Here is a 17,118-nt window from a genome sequence, read left to right as displayed (position 1 = left end):
AAATTCAAAGTTATGTAGATACTGTGGTACGAGCCGATGAACACAAGCTTTTTGGCTTAAGCTTACCACAAAGGGACTTTTATTACAAAAAATTACATAATCATGATTCATAGGTTATTAGGCGTCTATAGACCTATTTTAAATTTTATTTATAGAAAGAATGTCTTGTAAACCAGCATGCATCATAGAGACTGGTATTTTCTGAATTTGATTCCCGCATCGGCCGATCAGTATTAATGGCATCTTTTTTTAGCATATAATTAATACCTGTGTCCTGCATGGGTCGTGGTAGATAATACTATTTTGCAGCAACCTTATATTTTTATGATACCAGCACCTATACTTGCCGATGATAAACGACGTTTACAAGCGCTGGATAAATATGATTTGATCGATACGATGCCAGAGCAGGCTTATGACGATATTACAGCGGTAACTGCAAGTATATGTCAAGCTCCTATAGCATTAATTAATCTAGTCCATAAGGACAAAACCTTCTTCAAATCCCAATATGGTGTTGACTTGGGTTCTGCACCACGAGATATTTCGTTTTGTGCACATACTATTGTTCAAGAAGATGATGTGATGATTGTTACTGATGCTAGAGAAGATGAGCGGTTTAGGGACAATCCTTTTGTTACTAGTGGTACAGCAATTTTTTATGCTGGAGTTCCACTCATAGATAAGAATGGTTATAAGTTAGGTAGCTTATGTGTTTTTGATTCTAAACCTCGAGAACTTAATGACTCTCAATTAAGTGCTCTTAAATCCATGGCAAATCATGTCATGTTATTATTTGAAGAACGCTATAGCGTCAAACAATTACTTAAAACACAGAACGAACTTAAGGAGCGCAATGAGGAGTTAAAAGATTTTGCGGGTATTGTATCTCATGACCTTAAGGCGCCACTTTCAAATATCATGATGATTGCTGGATTGCTCAAGAAAGAGAATCAAGATATTTTAAGCGAGAAGTCTATTAATTATTTGTCCTATCTCAATGAAGCAGGAATTAGCTTGAGCCGTTACATAGATGGTATGCTAATGTTTTACAAGAGTGATGAGTTAGTAAATCAGCAACATGAGGATGTGAGCTATGTCGATATGATTGAAGATGTTATCACCATGGCAGTAACTAAGGAAGATGTTCTTGTCACTTATGCTCCAGAGATGGATGTATCCATGCATACCAGCAAGGCGGCATTGCAGCAAATTCTACTCAATCTAGTCACCAACAGCGTTAAGTACGGTGATAAGGCTCAAACGATCATCCATGTTCAAATGAAAGAATTTGACGACCACTATACTATCCAGGTAGAGGATAACGGGCGCGGTATCGAGAGTGACAAATTAGATAGCGTGTTTAAACTGTTCTACACAGCTTCTGAGCAGGATCGCAATGGAAATAAAGGAACAGGAATAGGTCTCGCAACGACTAAAAGATTATTGGAACATCTTGAGGGTACCATAAGCATCGAGTCAGAATATGGTGTTGGCACCAGTATCCTGATGAAATTTCCCAAGAATATCAAGCGACCAGCAGCCTAGCCAACCACTACTCTATTTTCAATTTTCTCAATGATGGCTTGCGCTGCGGCTTTACCATTAAGCATTGCAGCGTTGAGTGAACCATTACTTAAATGGTCGCCTGCAAGATAAACATGTTCAGTTAGTTGCGTCTCTGTAGGTTCCATGCTGTAATTAATGCTTCCCAATTTGGGTAACGCCTTTTTTATATGCTGGCATTTAATCAACTTGCCGCAGTCAATTTGTGCATGCCGCTTCATTTCTTCTCTTGCCTTCCTTTCTAGCTCAGTATCGCTTAAATCATGTTTTTTCACCACGCTAACACTCAGCACACTGTTATGATTTGGGAATACATCTTGCAAAAAATGAAAATTATTACATAGTGCATCTTCATCTGCAATTAGACCTATCATTGGATTGCCCAAACCTTCATATGTGGTCTCAAAATACAGTACACTTACCTGATGCCATGGCAGATTTGATATGGGTAAATTAGGTACAAGTTGATCTGCCTGTGAGGCAATAATGGTGTAATCTGACTCCAATTGCTCACCACCAGCGAGCGTTATTTGACTGCCCACAACACGTTCTACAGTGGTACTCAATTTTATAGAACTGTCTGGCAGTGCGCTAGCCATCTGTTCAGGAATAGCCTGTATTCCTTTTGCTGGTAACGTGGCATTTCCTATCGCAAACATCTTGAAAACAAACTCAAACATGCGGCTGCTTGTAGATAGTTTGTCCTCGAGAAAAATTCCAGCATAGAAAGGTCTAAAGAACTTGTCAATAATCTTTTGAGAGAACCCATAATCCTCTAGATACTGCTGTGTGGTTAGTTCGGGTGATGCAAATATGTTTTGAAGAGATTTCTTTTTCAGCTTTCGCGAAAGCTGAAACATCAACCATTTATCCTGCACACTTCCTATACTAGCAATAGCAGTATAAATTAGAAAACTCGCATCTCTAGTCGGGTCGCCAACCTTTTCTTTCTTACCGTTATTAAATAGGACCGCACCAGGCTTAAAATTGATGAGTTGTAGTTTATCATAATCTAAAAACTCCATAGATGCTGGATAAGCATCCAGCAATACCTGAAAACCGTGATCCAGTATCATGGAATTATCATAATCGGTTTGCACGCGGCCGCCTACCTGACTACCGGCTTCTAATATTGTCGAGCTATAACCAGCTTTATGCAGCGTCATCGCAGCTGCCAGGCCGCTCACGCCAGCACCTATGATTGTAATTGTAGATAAATTGTTTTGCATGTCACAAAAATAAGTGCTGAACAATAAGCCCTGACTTTTTTATGTAAGCTTAACATAAGTATGCAAAGCAGCAATTTATATTTACCTCAAATCAATACAAATGCAGGATCAAGCTAGCACAACTACTGAATTTACTGAAGAAATTACCACGAGCGCGCAAACATTTTATGAGAGTTTTGTCGAGTTCCTACCGCGGTTGGGTTTTGGTATCGCTATCATAGTTATAGGTGTTCTCATCGCTGGCCTTATAGGTTCATTTGTTCGTAAACGCGTACGCAGTACAACCAACGATCCATTAATGAGTAGGTTTTTGGGTAAGGCCATACGTTTCTCTATCATTATTGTCTTTATCATGCTCTCATTGCGTGCTGCAGGATTGGGTGACGTTAGTGCAGGAATACTGGCCGCAGCTGGTGCGAGTGCCGTGGTATTGGGTTTTGCTTTTAAAGACGTTGGGCAAAATTTTATCGCAGGTATCATTTTAAGTTTCAATAGACCCTTCAATGTGAACGACACCGTTGAGATAGGCGATAACTTTGGTAAGGTAAAAACCTTGGAATTTAGATATACTAAACTCAAGACATTTGATGGCAAGGATGTTTATATACCTAATAGTGATGTGATTACACAGCCAGTGACCAATTTTACCGAGGATGGTTTCTATCGTTGGGACTTCCTAGTAGGTGTTGATTATGAAGACGATATAAATCTAGCCAAGGAATGCATTATGCGCGCCTTAAAAAACGATAGTAAGGTCATAAGTGATGATGAACATGTCAATTTTGTAGCTGAAGATGAACTTGCCACTAGTACTGTAAACCTCAAGGTCTATTTTTGGGTAGATACCAAGGATTTTGGCCGCATCGCGACTGAGACTCGTGGACGCGTGATAGGACACGTCAAGATGGAGCTTATGAAGGAAGGCTTCTATCTACCTGCAGATATTCAGGAAATCAAGCTCTATGGTCGTGAATCTGACATACCTTTGTCTATGAAAGACCTGAAGAAAGATGCAAGTAGTTAAGATTTTTAAATATTTATCCATTGCAGAAGGTTACTCCTTTTTGCTATTGCTATTCGTCACCATGCCCTTAAAATATTTAGGCGGCATAGGTTTGCCTAATACTGTGGTAGGTATGGCTCATGGATTTTTGTTCTTGGCTTATGTAGCACTGGCGATTGTAGTAAGTCAATTGCTCAAGTGGAATTTCAAGACTACCATCATCGTCGTATTGATGAGCGTAGTGCCTTTTGGAACCTTTTGGGTTAAGGAAAGGTATCTTAACGATGTTCAAACGGCTTAATCACACAGCAATATCTTGCTTTTGAAATTCATCTCGAGCCCACATAATGCCACCATACGTCTTGCGGAACAGCTGCAGCGCAAGAGTAAAGCTCGCAAAAAAGAGGGCTTGTTTCTCGTTGAAGGAAAAAGGGAAATACAATTAGCGCTAGATGGTGGCTTTGAGTTGACGCAGTTACTAATTTGTGGTGAGGTATTCCTAGAAAGTAGTGAATTTACCAGAGATCAAATTGAAAAGCACATCAATATTAAGGAATCTACCGAGGTTATCGCGGTGAGCAGTGAGGTCTATGAGAAGCTCGCCTATCGCAGCGGTACTGAAGGTTGTATTGCTTTCGCGAAAGCAAAATCCCAACAATTATCCTCATTACAATTAGATACCAATCCACTCATACTTATTGCAGAATCGCCAGAGAAACCAGGCAACTTAGGAGCGCTATTGCGTACTGCAGACGCTGCAAAAGTAGATGCCGTGATCATTACAAATTCCATTACAGATCTTTATAATCCTAATGTCATCAGGTCAAGTGTAGGTTGTGTATTCACCGTTCCTGTAATCACATCATCGACCACAGAAACCATCTTGTTTTTGAAGGAGCAAAACATCAATTTATATGCTGCCACGTTGCAGGCTAGTGAACGCTATGATTTGATCAATTATACCAGCAGCACTGCCATTGCGGTAGGAACAGAAGCTACAGGACTATCACAAGAGATGCGAGATGCTGCGGTGCAAAATGTGATCATACCTATGCGCGGTGCCATTGATAGCATGAACGTATCAGTAAGTGCGGCAATTTTGTTATTTGAAGCAGCACGCCAGCGAGGTTTCTGAAACATCCTGAGTGGCGTTAATAAGTTCAAAGCAATTGTTTCAAGTACACTATTAGATAATAGTACTTTAGCCCCATGGAAGCACAAACTTTGTTCTACATCATCATTGGGATTCTGGTCTTTGACTTTGCTCTGGAACGTACATTGAGCTATCTTAATTATACGTGGTATTCTAAACCTGTTCCAGACTCTCTAAGTGATGTCTATGATGAAGAGGAATACCGTAAATCGCAAGATTACAAAAGGGTCAATTTTAGATTTGGTACCATTTCAAGTTCGTTTTCCTTTCTGGCAATTTTGATTTTCCTCATGGTTGATGGCTTTGCGATTGTAGATTCATGGGCAAGAACTTATACTGATAACGATATTTTAGTAGCGATCATTTTTTTTGGAATTATCGCGGCTGCTGGTGAACTCATTTCTTTGCCATTCTCCTATGTCGGCACTTTTGTTATAGAGGAACGATTTGGTTTTAATAAGACAACCAAAAAACTATTTATTATAGACAAAATCAAGGGTTGGTTGCTCACGGCAATTTTAGGCGGTGGCTTTCTTGCGCTGGTAATACTATGCTATCGATGGGCTGGCGATAACTTCTGGTGGTATGTTTGGATATTAGCCTTCATGATTACCATGATCATGAATATGTTTTATGCACGATTGATTGTACCGCTATTTAATAAACAAGTGCCGTTGAGCGAAGGAGATCTAAAAAGCTCTATCAATACTTATGCGAGTAGCGTTGGTTTTCAACTGGATAAAATTTTTGTGATAGATGGCAGCAAACGATCGACAAAGGCCAATGCTTATTTCAGCGGATTCGGCAGTGAGAAACGCGTGACTTTATATGATACATTAATTGACAAACTATCCCATGATGAGATCGTGGCAGTGCTTGCTCATGAAGTAGGTCATTACAAGAAAAAACATATCATCTATAATTTGATTGCTAGCACGCTAACTACTGGATTTACCCTTTGGATTTTCTCATTAGTCGTTGATAGCGAGACGTTATCCCAAGCATTAGGAGTGGCTACACCATCTTTTCATGTAGGTTTGGTGGCCTTTGGACTGCTCTACTCGCCTATTTCTACCATCACAGGAATCGTGATGAGCTGGTTATCCAGAAAATTTGAATACCAGGCCGATGAGTATGCAAGTCGTACGTATAAATCACAACCGCTTATCAATGCATTAAAAACATTGTCAAAAACCAGCTTGAGTAATCTCACGCCACATCCAGCCTACGTTTTCCTGCACTACTCACATCCTAGTTTGCAACAGCGCATCGAGGCGATGAATGAATTGGATTAATTCTTATTCCTACGTTTTTTACGACGGCTAGCTTTTTGCGCTTCCTTTCGTTTCTTGGCGCGATATTCTGCGATGCGTGCAGATCGTTTGGCAAGATTGATGGAGTCATAATCTGCCGGTAGGTTGCGTTCATATTCTTTCCATAGGCTGCGACCAGTATAGTAATCTATGGGAATGGCTGGCGACTGACTTTCTAAGGTCTCGCGTTTAAATTGCTGCTGTAAAATATCTTCGATGTAAAAATCTTCTACAATCGTAGTGGGTTTGAATTCCTCTTTGAGCGAGATATCAAAAACCTTTGCGGTATTATGAAACCAAAAAGCACTCCAGCCACTGCGCAGTCTTTTGATAAGCTCAAAGGCGTTATCACCAGTTTGCCTGTGAATTAGTTTGATGAGTATTTGACCTTCGGTAGTAGTTAGTTTTTTAAGCTCTGCTGTGAATTCATCTTCTATATAATTCTCTACCATTTTGGCATATCGCCTTTGATCGCGCTTGTTTTCTATCGTTGCGAGTCGGCGGTCAAGTTCTGTTAGACGTTCTGCGGCAAGCTTTGCGTATGGCCATACTTTTTTGGTCTTTCGCTGTAGGATGGCATAGCGTACTCGTTCATATCGACTGGTAAATTTGAGCTCTGGTATTAACAGGACTTCTTCAAGCTCGATAGAACTCACACTGTCACCATCTACATAGTAGTATTCTAGGTCTGGTGTTTTTGTAGAGTCGGCTGGTGTGGATTGCGCTTTCGCGAAAGCAGAACCCAACAACAACATCACAACAAGTAATCTGGTCATACACATGATAAATAGCTGCCAAAAAGCGTTCCAAAAATAAGAATAACCAGCTTTAACCTACCTAATATGTAGGTGGTTCTTATCTTCACGCAAAAATCAATATCCATGGCAAAAAATAGCATCCTAACTGATAAATCACTCAAATTTCTCGAGGAATACCTTAATACCGCATCGCCTACAGGCTATGAATGGAACGGTCAACAAGTATGGATGGACTACTTGAAACCGTATGTTGATGAGTTTATCACCGATAACTATGGTAGCGCCGTTGGTGTCATCAATCCAGAGGCAAAATATAAGGTGGTCATTGAAGGTCACGCAGATGAAATTGCCTGGTATGTGAATTATATCACTGATGATGGTCTTATTTATGTCGTGCGCAACGGTGGTAGCGATCATCAAATCGCACCTTCAAAACGCGTGAATATCCATACTGATAAAGGAATTGTTACTGGAGTCTTTGGTTGGCCAGCGATCCACACGCGCAATAAAAGCAAGGAAGAAGCACCAAAGCAGGACAATATCTTTATTGATGTAGGTGCAGAAAACAAAGAAGAAGTTTTAAAACTAGGTGTTGATGTAGGTTGTGTGATTACCTATCCAGATGAATTTATCGTGCTCAATAAAAACAAGTTTGTTTGTCGCGCGCTGGATAATCGCATGGGCGGTTTCATGATTGCCGAAGTTGCCAGACTACTCAAGGAAAATAAGAAAGAACTGGATTTTGGGCTATACGTAACGAACAGTGTTCAAGAAGAAATAGGCCTGCGTGGTGCTGAGATGATCACACAAACCATCAAACCCAACGTCGCGATTGTTACTGATGTAACACACGACACAACCACGCCTATGATTGATAAAAAATCAAATGGTGATGCGGCCATTGGTAAAGGTCCAGTAGTAGCCTATGCGCCAGCTGTGCAAAACAGATTGCGCAACTTGATTCTAGATACGGCCACGGCTAAGAAAATACCTTTCCAGCGTCGTGCTACCAGTAGATCTACAGGAACAGACACCGATGCTTTTGCATACAGTAATGGTGGCGTGCCTAGCGCGTTGATCTCGTTACCGTTAAGATACATGCATACAACGGTAGAAATGGTTCATCGTGACGACGTTGAGAATGTGATCAAGATGATTTATGAAACTTTACTCGAACTCAAGGCAGATCAGAGTTTCTCCTATTTTGATAAGCCTAGTAAAAAGTTGATTTAAAGCCTATCAAAAAATGGCTCAACATAGCGTTATTAATTCTAGCTGGTGAGGCAGTTTTTATACTGCCGTTTGTACTAGCTAGAGTTTTTAGGCCAACAGTTCTTGAGGTTTTTCAAATCAACAATGTTGAACTAGGTGCCTGTTTTTCTACCTATGGTGTGGTCGCTTTTGTTTCCTATTTATTTGGTGGCTCCATAGCAGATAAGTTTGCTCCCAGATATTTGATTGCTATCGCCTTGTTCAGTACAGCGGCAGGCGGCCTTGTATATTCTGGCTTTCCTGAATTCTGGACCTTGCAGATTCTGTACGGTTACTGGGGTTTCACTACCATATTTCTTTTTTGGGCGGCGATGTTAAAGGCTACTAGAATTTGGGGTGGCAGTGATAATCAAGGCTTGGCTTTTGGATTATTGGATGGTGGTCGTGGTTTGGTAGCAGCAGGTTTTGGATCCTTAGGAATATTGGTATTCTCGCTGTTTCTACCAGAGCAAGAGATAAATTTATCGCTAGAAGATCGACAAGAAGCCTTTAGCCAAGTGATACTTGTGAGCAGTGCAATCATTGGGCTGGTTGGTTTATTGATACTGTTTTTTCTTAAACCTGTGGAAGAAACAAATTCAGTTGCAATTAATTGGCGAGATTTATTCGACAATTTTGCAACTGTCATCAAAATACCAGCGGTTTACCTGCTTATGATCATTATTTTATGTGCCTACACGGGTTACAAAATAACTGATGTTTTCTCATTATACGCCAGTGATGTCATGGGAATGAATGATGTAGAATCAGCCCAAGTGGGAACTTATTTATTATACATAAGACCCATCATAGGAGTCACGATAGGATTGCTAGCTGATAAAACCAAAACATCACTTATGATGATGTTAGGTTTTTGTATAATGCTTGTAGGATCCATATTATTTGCCGCCGGCTGGATAGAACCATCTACCACTACTCTATTCTTAGGATCAATCCTTATAGTCGCTACAGGCGTTTATGCTTTTAGAACATTATATTTTGCCGCCTTGCAAGAAGGACAGATTCCCGTTGCGGTGACCGGTACTGCGATTGGGTTGATTTCGCTTGTTGGTTATACTCCCGATATATTCATGGGACCAGCGATTGGTTATTTTCTTGATGGCTGGCCTGGTGAGCGAGGACATCAATATGTGTTTATGATGCTGGCCGTATTTTCTTTAATTGGTTTGGTGGCAGCTACGATTTTCAGCAGGATAAGTTCAGATAAGTGACCATTGTTGCCTTCGTACCTGTCTGCGGGCAGGCAGGAAAACGGAATTCTATCTAATCTTAGTAATAAGGATATTGGATGCACCTACTTCTCTTAGATTTACTGGTCCAGTGCTACCAATCCTGCGAACTCTAACGGTAACTACAGCATCGGCTGGGATATCAAAAGTTTCATCGAGATGTAAGCTACTTTCTTGGTGTCCACCAGTACGTCTTATATATCCAGTTGAAGCGTAAGAACCAACAGCAACTCCATTGACAAAGTATCGCAGTTCCGGTGATTGCCTAGCACCATTAGTTCCTGGATTGATTATGGAAACGTTAGTTCTTAAATTGTATCGACCAGCGATCGCTATTGTCAATTCTTCACCAGTTACACTATATAGTGATGTATTGTCATTCCACAATTCTGTGCCAAAAATAGGTAAGTTGCTATAAGCCGTGTTGGCATTAATATCCGTAGTCACATCTGTATTTTCATACTTTATAGAATCTCCAGGCGCACTTGCTGTTGCAGGTACGAGGCTAAATTCTTCCCAAACAGGCGCCGCTGCACTATTGGCATTGATCTGGATTTGATCTGCATCCACATTATAAAATAGCAATCCTGGCGCTGGATCGACAATGGCATCTCGTTGTGCATTAGTCATTCTAGGTAGTAACACACCACGCTCTGTATCAACAATATCAAGAATAGTAGATGGATCTGGCATAGGTGTCCCTATACCTACCTGGGCATTTATTGTATTGACAGTAAGGAGAAGAACTATAATGTAAAAAGTCTTTTTCATAATCACATTGTTATTCAAAGATACAACTTGCATATAACATACAGGTAATCTAATAATTAAGCCTCGCATCCTGTAAATCAGTCTGTAAATTCGCTTGAATGAAATCGCAAAATCATGAGATTTTTAGTAATGATAAAAAATTGAGTATATTAAAATGTATGATGCATACTGAATTGTAATTGTCCTTTTTGAAAGCTAGCGGTCGTTTGTTCCATCCATCCTAACTGAAACCGTACGTTATCGTTCACAGCATAACCTAATCCTAAATAAGTTCGATTGCGATCAAAAAATTGGACGTTACGACCTTCACCTATATTGCGTTCACCATTTATGAATATCTCATTATAGAATGCAAAATACATAGTGTTCTTATCCAGTGTAGTGCCCGTGAATGGAACATTTACAAAGAGATTATATCGATATCGGGTTCTAAAATCCTGATCTTCAACAAATCGTTGTTCATACCTGATTCTATGAGTCAATAACATTTTCTTTAGAATAGTCTGACCAAAAAGAGTTTCTTGATAAATTCTATTTTCAGTTGACGGTGCATCTATGTCCGTACCGTATTGTCCGGATGTAATATTTGCATAACCTAGGGTAAACTTTACGCCAGAGTCTGTTGGTGTGTACGTCACACCTGTGCGCAATAGCAGCTGCTCTCGGTCACCCAAACCTCTCCAATCACGATATTGATAGTCTCCTTGCACACCCCAATTTGACTCGTTAAAAGTTGTATTCCAAAAATACATGTACCATGCTCCTAATTGATCTTCATCTGGACCTTGAGCATTGATGGATGTGGTAAATCCTACGGAAATTAGGAGTAGTAAAAAATAGTTTCTCATGAGTTTGATTTAAAAATCATACCCAACTTTAATTATGAAGTTGGGCATGACAAGATTTAATGATGTTATTTTACTGGTGCATAGGGCAGTGAAGACTGGTGTGCTACTATTCTTAGTTTTCCAGTTTTGTCTTTGACATAGGCAAAAGTGTATTCAACTTTTGTCTCACTACCGTCAAGGGCTGTAAAGTAATAATTACCCATTGCCACCGCCATACGACAACTATTATTTATGATACCAGTATTATCAAAGGTAACTTTATTATAAGGTTTAATTGCAAACCCCTTATCTTCTGGATAAGCTTCATTACCTGCAACAAAATATGAAAGTGCTGCATCAAAGCTTGATCTAAATTGATCATCAGAAGCCAATGTAGGTTTAAATAAAACACTACTCAGATCATATGCATACATGTCTTGAATAAAGTCTGCTGCCTCATTACTGTAATCACCATCATCTGTATAAACTTTACCGATGCGCACAATACCGGCACCCCATAGTTTTTGTGCTTCTACTACTTCACGTTCAGAAATGCACTCATCTGAGTAAAGAAGAGGATCTTGACTTGTGTCCTCGCTCTCGCTTTGCTCGGCTGCCTTGTTAATTGATGAATTTTGAGCCGCTTTATTCTGATCACAAGAGACCATTAAGCTACTGATAGCTAATAAAGCGATAAAATTGAGTTTAAATAGGTTTTTCATAATGTTTAATCTTTTTTGTTTTTGTTGAGACAAACATACGAGTAGAATTCTACCAACTAATAGTAATTAACTTTTAATTAATAGCATTACTATTAGTTATGATACTATTGCTATCATTTTTTATTTTTGAAGGTTGATAATATACCTACCCATTCAGCATTATCTAGAATTAAACGAGATGCTCCAGTATCTTTGCTAGATGGCAAGACCGCGATTACAATCGATTACAGATAAGAAAAAAACATCAGTCTTTTCACTGGACTCATTATCTGCGATACCACGATTTTTTAAGGAGATCTGGAGAGTAAGTCCGAAGTTATTTACGCTCAACACATTTGCACGATTACTCACTGCGCTGTCACCGGTGGTTACCTTGTGGATAGGTAAGATCATCATTGACGAGATTATCCTACAAATAAGCCTAGAAAATCAGGATTTAACCAGACTTTGGACTTTCGTTGGTATAGAATTAGGTGTTGTTGTGTTCACAGAAATTCTTAATCGCGGCATCACGCTAACAGATGGATTGATAGGAGATCTATACTCAAATGCCTCGTCGGAAAAAATAATACGCAAGACAAATGAGTTAACGCTTGAGCAACTAGAAGATCCTGAGTTCTATGATAAGCTTGAGCGTGCGCGACAGCAAACCAATGGTCGTGTAAACCTGATGAGTGATGCGCTGAGCCAAGTGCAAGCTATCATTTCTATCGTCTCCTTAATTGCCGCGCTCATCTATTTTGAACCATGGCTTATAGTTTTATTGGTTCTCAGTATCATACCGTCATTTATCAATGAGGCAAAATATAGCGGCCATCGATATTCCCTAGCACGCAGCTGGACTGCCGAGCGTCGCGAGCTGGATTATTTGAGATATGTAGGAGCAAATAATACCACTGCCAAAGAGGTGAAACTATTCGGCCTGACTGATTATATCGCGCAACGCTTCAGTAAGCTGTCCCATAAATATTATTTGATTAATAAAAATCTATCACTAAAACAAAGCTTGTACGGTTCTCTTTTCAATATTCTAGGGACACTGTCTTATTATGGGGCTTACATTTTTATCATAATTAAGGTGATCGCTGGTGTGCTCACCATTGGTGAATTGACATTCTTATCAGGTTCATTCAATAGACTGCGCAACAACTTACAGCAATTCTTCTCTCGTTTTACGCGCATTTCAGAAAGCGCCCTGTATTTGAGAGATTATTTTGACTTCTTAGATATTCCTTTATCTCAAGAAACTCAAAATCCTGTTGCCATTCCTGAGGTCATCAAATCCGGTTTTGAACTCAAGGACGTTCGATTTAATTACCCAGGTAGTGATACACCAGTGCTAGAAGGTGTGAACTTTGAAATCAAAGCAGGTGAGAAAATCGCTTTTGTAGGTCAAAATGGCGCTGGTAAAACGACGCTTATAAAACTCATTCTTAGGTTTTATAAACCTACAAGCGGTGAAATACTATTGGACGGCATCAACATCAATCGCTTTAGTAAAGAAGAATATCGTGCTCGTTTTGGCGTCATCTTTCAGGATTTCTTTAAATATGAATTCCGCTTGCGCGAAAACATAGCCGTCGGAAACATAGACGAGATCTCTAACGATCCCATGATTCTCGATGCAGCAGATCGCAGTCTTGCCAATCAGGTAATAGAAACCATGATGGATGGTATCGACCAGCAACTGGGACGCAGATTTGCCAAAGGTCAAGAGTTAAGCGGTGGACAATGGCAAAAAGTTGCGCTCGCAAGAGCCTACATGAAGGATGCAGACATCATGGTACTGGATGAACCTACCAGCGCGCTAGATGCACAGGCAGAATATGATGTTTTTGAACGATTTATTGGATTGACAAAAGGCAAGACTAGCATTATCATATCACACCGCTTCTCCACCGTGCGCATGGCAGATCGTATTCTGGTGCTACAAGATGGCAAAATTGCTGAAATAGGAACACATGAGGAGCTCATGGAAAATCCGCAGTTGTATTCTAGATTATTTAATCTGCAGGCTGCTGGGTATCAGTAAAATTACTCTTTTAATAACTCCTTTCCTTAGTTAAGGAAAGGTGGATCACAAAAAGGTGATAGCCGTTTGTGAGACGGATAGGTTGAAAAACCCGATTTTTTGTAATAACGATTGAAATTGATATTTTTCTATTGTGAAAAAACATCCACCAACTCATAACCTTAAGCACCTCAAAAAATACAGGAAGAGTTTGCGCAAGAATCTCACACCAGCAGAAGCATACTTGTGGACTTTCTTAGGTTCAAAAAAGCTAGATGGACTGAAATTTAGGAGACAGCACTCTATAAAAAATTATATCGTTGACTTCTACTGTGCTCAACATAATTTGATTATTGAATTAGATGGTGAAGGTCATGATCAACCTGAACAGTTAGAAAAAGATCAATTACGAGATCTATACCTAGGGAAAAATGGTTTTACCGTTTTGAGATATGAAAATCAATATGTTTTTTCTGAATTACCTCATGTTTTAAATGATATACGTAAGCATTGTGGAATCCTAGAAAAGGAAATTGAGTAATATTATTAATCTGATCCATCTTTCTCAGGCATTAGTATTCAACCACTCCTGAAGCAAAACAAGTTTTACTTCTGTCCTCGCCTTATCTAAGGCAAGGAATTTGATACTAGTTCCAAATCAAATAGCAATACTATAAAAATGTTGATTTACTTATGAATGAGTAACACGCATTTGACTGCGATTTTATTCTAGATTATTTAATCTGCAGGCCGCTGGGTATCAATAGTGTTTGAGTTTTCAGTCGACGGTTAACAGTCTCCAGTCGCAGTTTACAGTTTACAGTTGCTTTTGCAGTTTGGAGTTCTCAGTTTTAGTTGGCAGTTGACAGTCATCAGTCGCAGTTTCCGGTCGTATTCTAGTCACAGTTTGTAGTTGCAACTTATAGTCTCAGTTTTATTTGATTTTATACTTCAACGGGACTTAAATTCCAAGTTGGACTAAAAGTCGTAATTAAACTTCAACTTCAACTTAGACTTAGACTTAGACTTTGATTTAGACTTTGATTTAGATTTAAAACATAACTAGTTCGTCTTAAGCCACTCCATAACATTTGCTTCTATCCTATCCAGTATATTATTGGTGTCTGCTTTTTGAAATTCCTCGCCGGTAATTTTCTCGTAAAGCTCAATATAGCGTTCACTTACTGATAAGATATATTCATCACTCATTTCTGGAACTTGTTGACCTTCTAGGCCTTGAAAATCATTGGAAATCAACCATTGACGCACAAACTCTTTGCTCAATTGCTTTTGTGCCTCATTGTTATCTTGACGTTCTTGATAACCATCAGCATAAAAATATCTAGACGAATCTGGTGTATGGATCTCATCAATAAGCACGATGGTACCATCTGCGGTTTTACCAAATTCATATTTGGTGTCCACTAAGATCAAGCCTCGATCTGCAGCTAGCTGGGTGCCTCTTTCAAAAAGAGCTCGTGTATAGTTTTCCAAAACTTCATAGTCTGCCGCAGATACGATTCCACGAGCAAGGATATCCTCGCGTGAAATATCTTCATCATGATCGCCCATTTCGGCTTTGGTGGCTGGTGTTATAATTGGTTGTGGGAACTTATCGTTTTCCTTCATGCCATCAGGCATTGCAACACCACAAAGCTCGCGTTTACCCGATTTGTACTCTCTGGCTGCATGACCACTCAAATATCCACGTATCACCATTTCTACCTTGAATGGATCACAGTTGTTACCTATGGCAACATTAGGATCTGGTGTTGCGATAAGCCAATTGGGAACAATGTCTGAGGTAGCGGCCATCATTTTGGTCGCGATTTGATTAAGGATTTGTCCTTTAAAAGGAATACCTCTAGGCATCACGACGTCAAAGGCACTCAAGCGATCGCTAGCAATCATAACAAGCAAATCATCTTCTAGCGTGTACACCTCGCGCACCTTGCCTTTATAGACTTTCTGCTGTTTTGGAAATTGAAAATTAGTATCGGTTATCGTGTCAAAAAGAAACATGTTGCCTTGTTTAAATCTTCGGTAAAATTGAGAAATCCCACTTGCAATTAAGCAAATAGGACTCCTTTTTATTCAATAGTTATTGACGATGATAGCTGGGATTATGCTTTCGCGAAAGCGTAATTATCACCATCATGAAACCACTTATTTTAATTACGGTTTTCAATATCCTTGTAGGCTGCTATGACCTTTTTGACTAGTCTGTGTCGCACTACATCGCTATCATCCAGGTACATCATGCCTACTCCATCGACATCTTTAAGGATGAGCAACGCCTCTTTAAGCCCTGAAATGGTGCGGCGTGGCAAATCGATTTGTCCTGGATCGCCAGTGATGAAGAATTTTGCATCCTTACCCATTCTGGTCAGGAACATTTTCATCTGTGCGTGTGTGGTGTTTTGTGATTCATCCAGAATTACATAAGCTTGATCCAGTGTGCGACCGCGCATGAAAGCTAGCGGTGCGATTTGAATGGTACCCTTCTCGATGTAACTGGCAAGACGCTCAGTCGGTACCATGTCTCGCAAAGCGTCGTAGATAGGCTGCATATAAGGATCTAATTTTTCCTTGAGATCGCCTGGTAAAAAACCTAAATTCTCGCCAGCCTCAACTGCTGGTCGCGTAATAATAATGCGTTTGACTTCTTTATTTTTAAGTGCCTGTACCGCAAGGGCAACACCTATGTAGGTTTTACCAGTTCCTGCAGGGCCTATGGCAAATACCATGTCATTCTTCTTGCACAAAGCGACAAGTTTACGCTGGTTAGGCGTTTTGGGCCTGATAAGCATTCCATTATTTCCATGAACCAAAACATCACCGGAGCCTTTACTATCAAAGGCCTCAGTCTCATTAGATGTGAGCAATCGTTCAATCACATTCTCGTCGATCTTATTGTATTTGCTGAAGTATTTTAATAGCATTTCCAATTTGCTGTCAAATTCCTGCAGGCGTTCCTCATCACCATAAACCTTCATGATAGAGCCGCGAGCGACAATCTTGAGTTTAGGGTAATGCTGCTTTAAAAAGGCTAGGTTCTTATTTTTTACGCCAAAGAATTCGCGTGGATTGGATTCTGCCAGGTCAATGATAAGTTCGTTCAAATGCGGTGAATTAAGTGACTTATTGCGTCTATTATTTTTTAGTTTTGTTCAAGCACACATGTGCTGTATGAAAGTAAGAAATATAGGCTAGTTGCCCCAATGCTATTTTCTTAATTAATATCGAATTAATCAACAACCGCAG

General features: G+C 39.8%; 16 protein-coding genes. 9 read left to right on the top strand and 7 right to left on the bottom strand.

Annotation, left to right across the window (positions count from 1 at the left end):
- Positions 1-324 precede the first annotated feature (324 nt).
- A complete protein-coding gene (locus EJ995_RS08840) occupies positions 325-1,548 on the top strand; it encodes a GAF domain-containing sensor histidine kinase (protein WP_126447677.1) in 1,224 nt (407 codons plus the stop codon).
- Here EJ995_RS08840 and EJ995_RS08835 read toward each other — a convergent pair.
- On the bottom strand, positions 1,545-2,795 hold the full coding sequence (locus EJ995_RS08835) for a protoporphyrinogen/coproporphyrinogen oxidase (protein WP_126447675.1): 1,251 nt from the start codon (positions 2,793-2,795) through the stop codon (positions 1,545-1,547). The two genes, EJ995_RS08840 and EJ995_RS08835, sit on opposite strands and share 4 nt — an antisense overlap.
- 100 nt (positions 2,796-2,895) lie before the next feature.
- Here EJ995_RS08835 and EJ995_RS08830 point away from each other — a divergent pair, with 100 nt between their 5' ends.
- The 4 genes from EJ995_RS08830 (at position 2,896) to EJ995_RS08815 (ending at position 6,246) form a co-directional block, all read left to right on the top strand.
- A complete protein-coding gene (locus tag EJ995_RS08830) occupies positions 2,896-3,819 on the top strand; it encodes a mechanosensitive ion channel family protein (protein WP_126447673.1) in 924 nt (307 codons plus the stop codon).
- Positions 3,806-4,099, top strand: a complete 294-nt coding sequence (locus EJ995_RS08825; RefSeq protein ID WP_126447670.1) for a DUF3817 domain-containing protein — start codon at positions 3,806-3,808, stop codon at positions 4,097-4,099. The genes EJ995_RS08830 and EJ995_RS08825 overlap by 14 nt, the downstream gene beginning before the upstream one ends.
- A 21-nt stretch (positions 4,100-4,120) precedes the next feature.
- The gene (locus EJ995_RS08820; RefSeq protein WP_126447668.1) at positions 4,121-4,933 is read left to right on the top strand and encodes a TrmH family RNA methyltransferase; all 813 of its coding nucleotides are present in this window, start codon (positions 4,121-4,123) and stop codon (positions 4,931-4,933) included.
- Positions 4,934-5,007: 74 nt separating this feature from the next.
- A complete protein-coding gene (locus EJ995_RS08815) occupies positions 5,008-6,246 on the top strand; it encodes a M48 family metallopeptidase (RefSeq protein WP_126447666.1) in 1,239 nt (412 codons plus the stop codon).
- Here EJ995_RS08815 and EJ995_RS08810 read toward each other — a convergent pair.
- The gene (locus EJ995_RS08810; RefSeq protein WP_126447664.1) at positions 6,243-7,040 is read right to left on the bottom strand and encodes a DUF4294 domain-containing protein; all 798 of its coding nucleotides are present in this window, start codon (positions 7,038-7,040) and stop codon (positions 6,243-6,245) included. The genes EJ995_RS08815 and EJ995_RS08810 overlap by 4 nt on opposite strands.
- A gap of 105 nt (positions 7,041-7,145) precedes the next feature.
- Between EJ995_RS08810 and EJ995_RS08805 the strand changes: the two genes are divergently transcribed.
- A complete protein-coding gene (locus tag EJ995_RS08805; protein ID WP_126447662.1) occupies positions 7,146-8,255 on the top strand; it encodes a M42 family metallopeptidase in 1,110 nt (369 codons plus the stop codon).
- A gap of 5 nt (positions 8,256-8,260) precedes the next feature.
- Positions 8,261-9,505, top strand: a complete 1,245-nt coding sequence (locus EJ995_RS08800) for an MFS transporter (protein WP_126447660.1) — start codon at positions 8,261-8,263, stop codon at positions 9,503-9,505.
- A 48-nt stretch (positions 9,506-9,553) separates the two neighbouring features.
- Here the strand turns inward: EJ995_RS08800 and EJ995_RS08795 are convergent, their stop codons facing one another.
- The 3 genes from EJ995_RS08795 to EJ995_RS08785 all read right to left on the bottom strand — a co-directional run bounded on the left by EJ995_RS08795 (position 9,554) and on the right by EJ995_RS08785 (position 11,843).
- Entirely contained in the window at positions 9,554-10,294 is a 741-nt protein-coding gene (locus EJ995_RS08795) for a hypothetical protein (RefSeq protein WP_126447658.1), read from the bottom strand.
- A gap of 149 nt (positions 10,295-10,443) precedes the next feature.
- The gene (locus EJ995_RS08790; RefSeq protein ID WP_126447656.1) at positions 10,444-11,142 is read right to left on the bottom strand and encodes a DUF2490 domain-containing protein; all 699 of its coding nucleotides are present in this window, start codon (positions 11,140-11,142) and stop codon (positions 10,444-10,446) included.
- A gap of 65 nt (positions 11,143-11,207) precedes the next feature.
- Positions 11,208-11,843, bottom strand: a complete 636-nt coding sequence (locus tag EJ995_RS08785) for a phosphoribosyl-AMP cyclohydrolase (protein ID WP_241234620.1) — start codon at positions 11,841-11,843, stop codon at positions 11,208-11,210.
- Positions 11,844-12,042: 199 nt separating this feature from the next.
- Between EJ995_RS08785 and EJ995_RS08780 the strand changes: the two genes are divergently transcribed.
- Both EJ995_RS08780 and EJ995_RS08775 read left to right on the top strand, forming a co-directional pair.
- Positions 12,043-13,875, top strand: a complete 1,833-nt coding sequence (locus EJ995_RS08780) for an ABC transporter ATP-binding protein (RefSeq protein ID WP_126447654.1) — start codon at positions 12,043-12,045, stop codon at positions 13,873-13,875.
- A gap of 133 nt (positions 13,876-14,008) precedes the next feature.
- Positions 14,009-14,395 carry an endonuclease domain-containing protein gene (locus tag EJ995_RS08775; protein WP_126447652.1) on the top strand — a complete coding sequence of 129 codons (387 nt, stop codon included), beginning with the start codon at positions 14,009-14,011 and terminating at the stop codon, positions 14,393-14,395.
- A 521-nt stretch (positions 14,396-14,916) separates the two neighbouring features.
- Here the strand turns inward: EJ995_RS08775 and EJ995_RS08770 are convergent.
- The gene (locus EJ995_RS08770) at positions 14,917-15,876 is read right to left on the bottom strand and encodes a phosphoribosylaminoimidazolesuccinocarboxamide synthase (RefSeq protein WP_126447650.1); all 960 of its coding nucleotides are present in this window, start codon (positions 15,874-15,876) and stop codon (positions 14,917-14,919) included.
- Positions 15,877-16,025: 149 nt separating this feature from the next.
- The gene (locus tag EJ995_RS08765) at positions 16,026-16,976 is read right to left on the bottom strand and encodes a PhoH family protein (protein ID WP_126447648.1); all 951 of its coding nucleotides are present in this window, start codon (positions 16,974-16,976) and stop codon (positions 16,026-16,028) included.
- Positions 16,977-17,118 lie beyond the last annotated feature (142 nt).

It is taken from the genome of Nonlabens ponticola (genome assembly GCF_003966335.1).
Taxonomy (GTDB): domain Bacteria; phylum Bacteroidota; class Bacteroidia; order Flavobacteriales; family Flavobacteriaceae; genus Nonlabens; species Nonlabens ponticola.
This window is presented reverse-complemented; position numbering and strand designations above follow the sequence as displayed.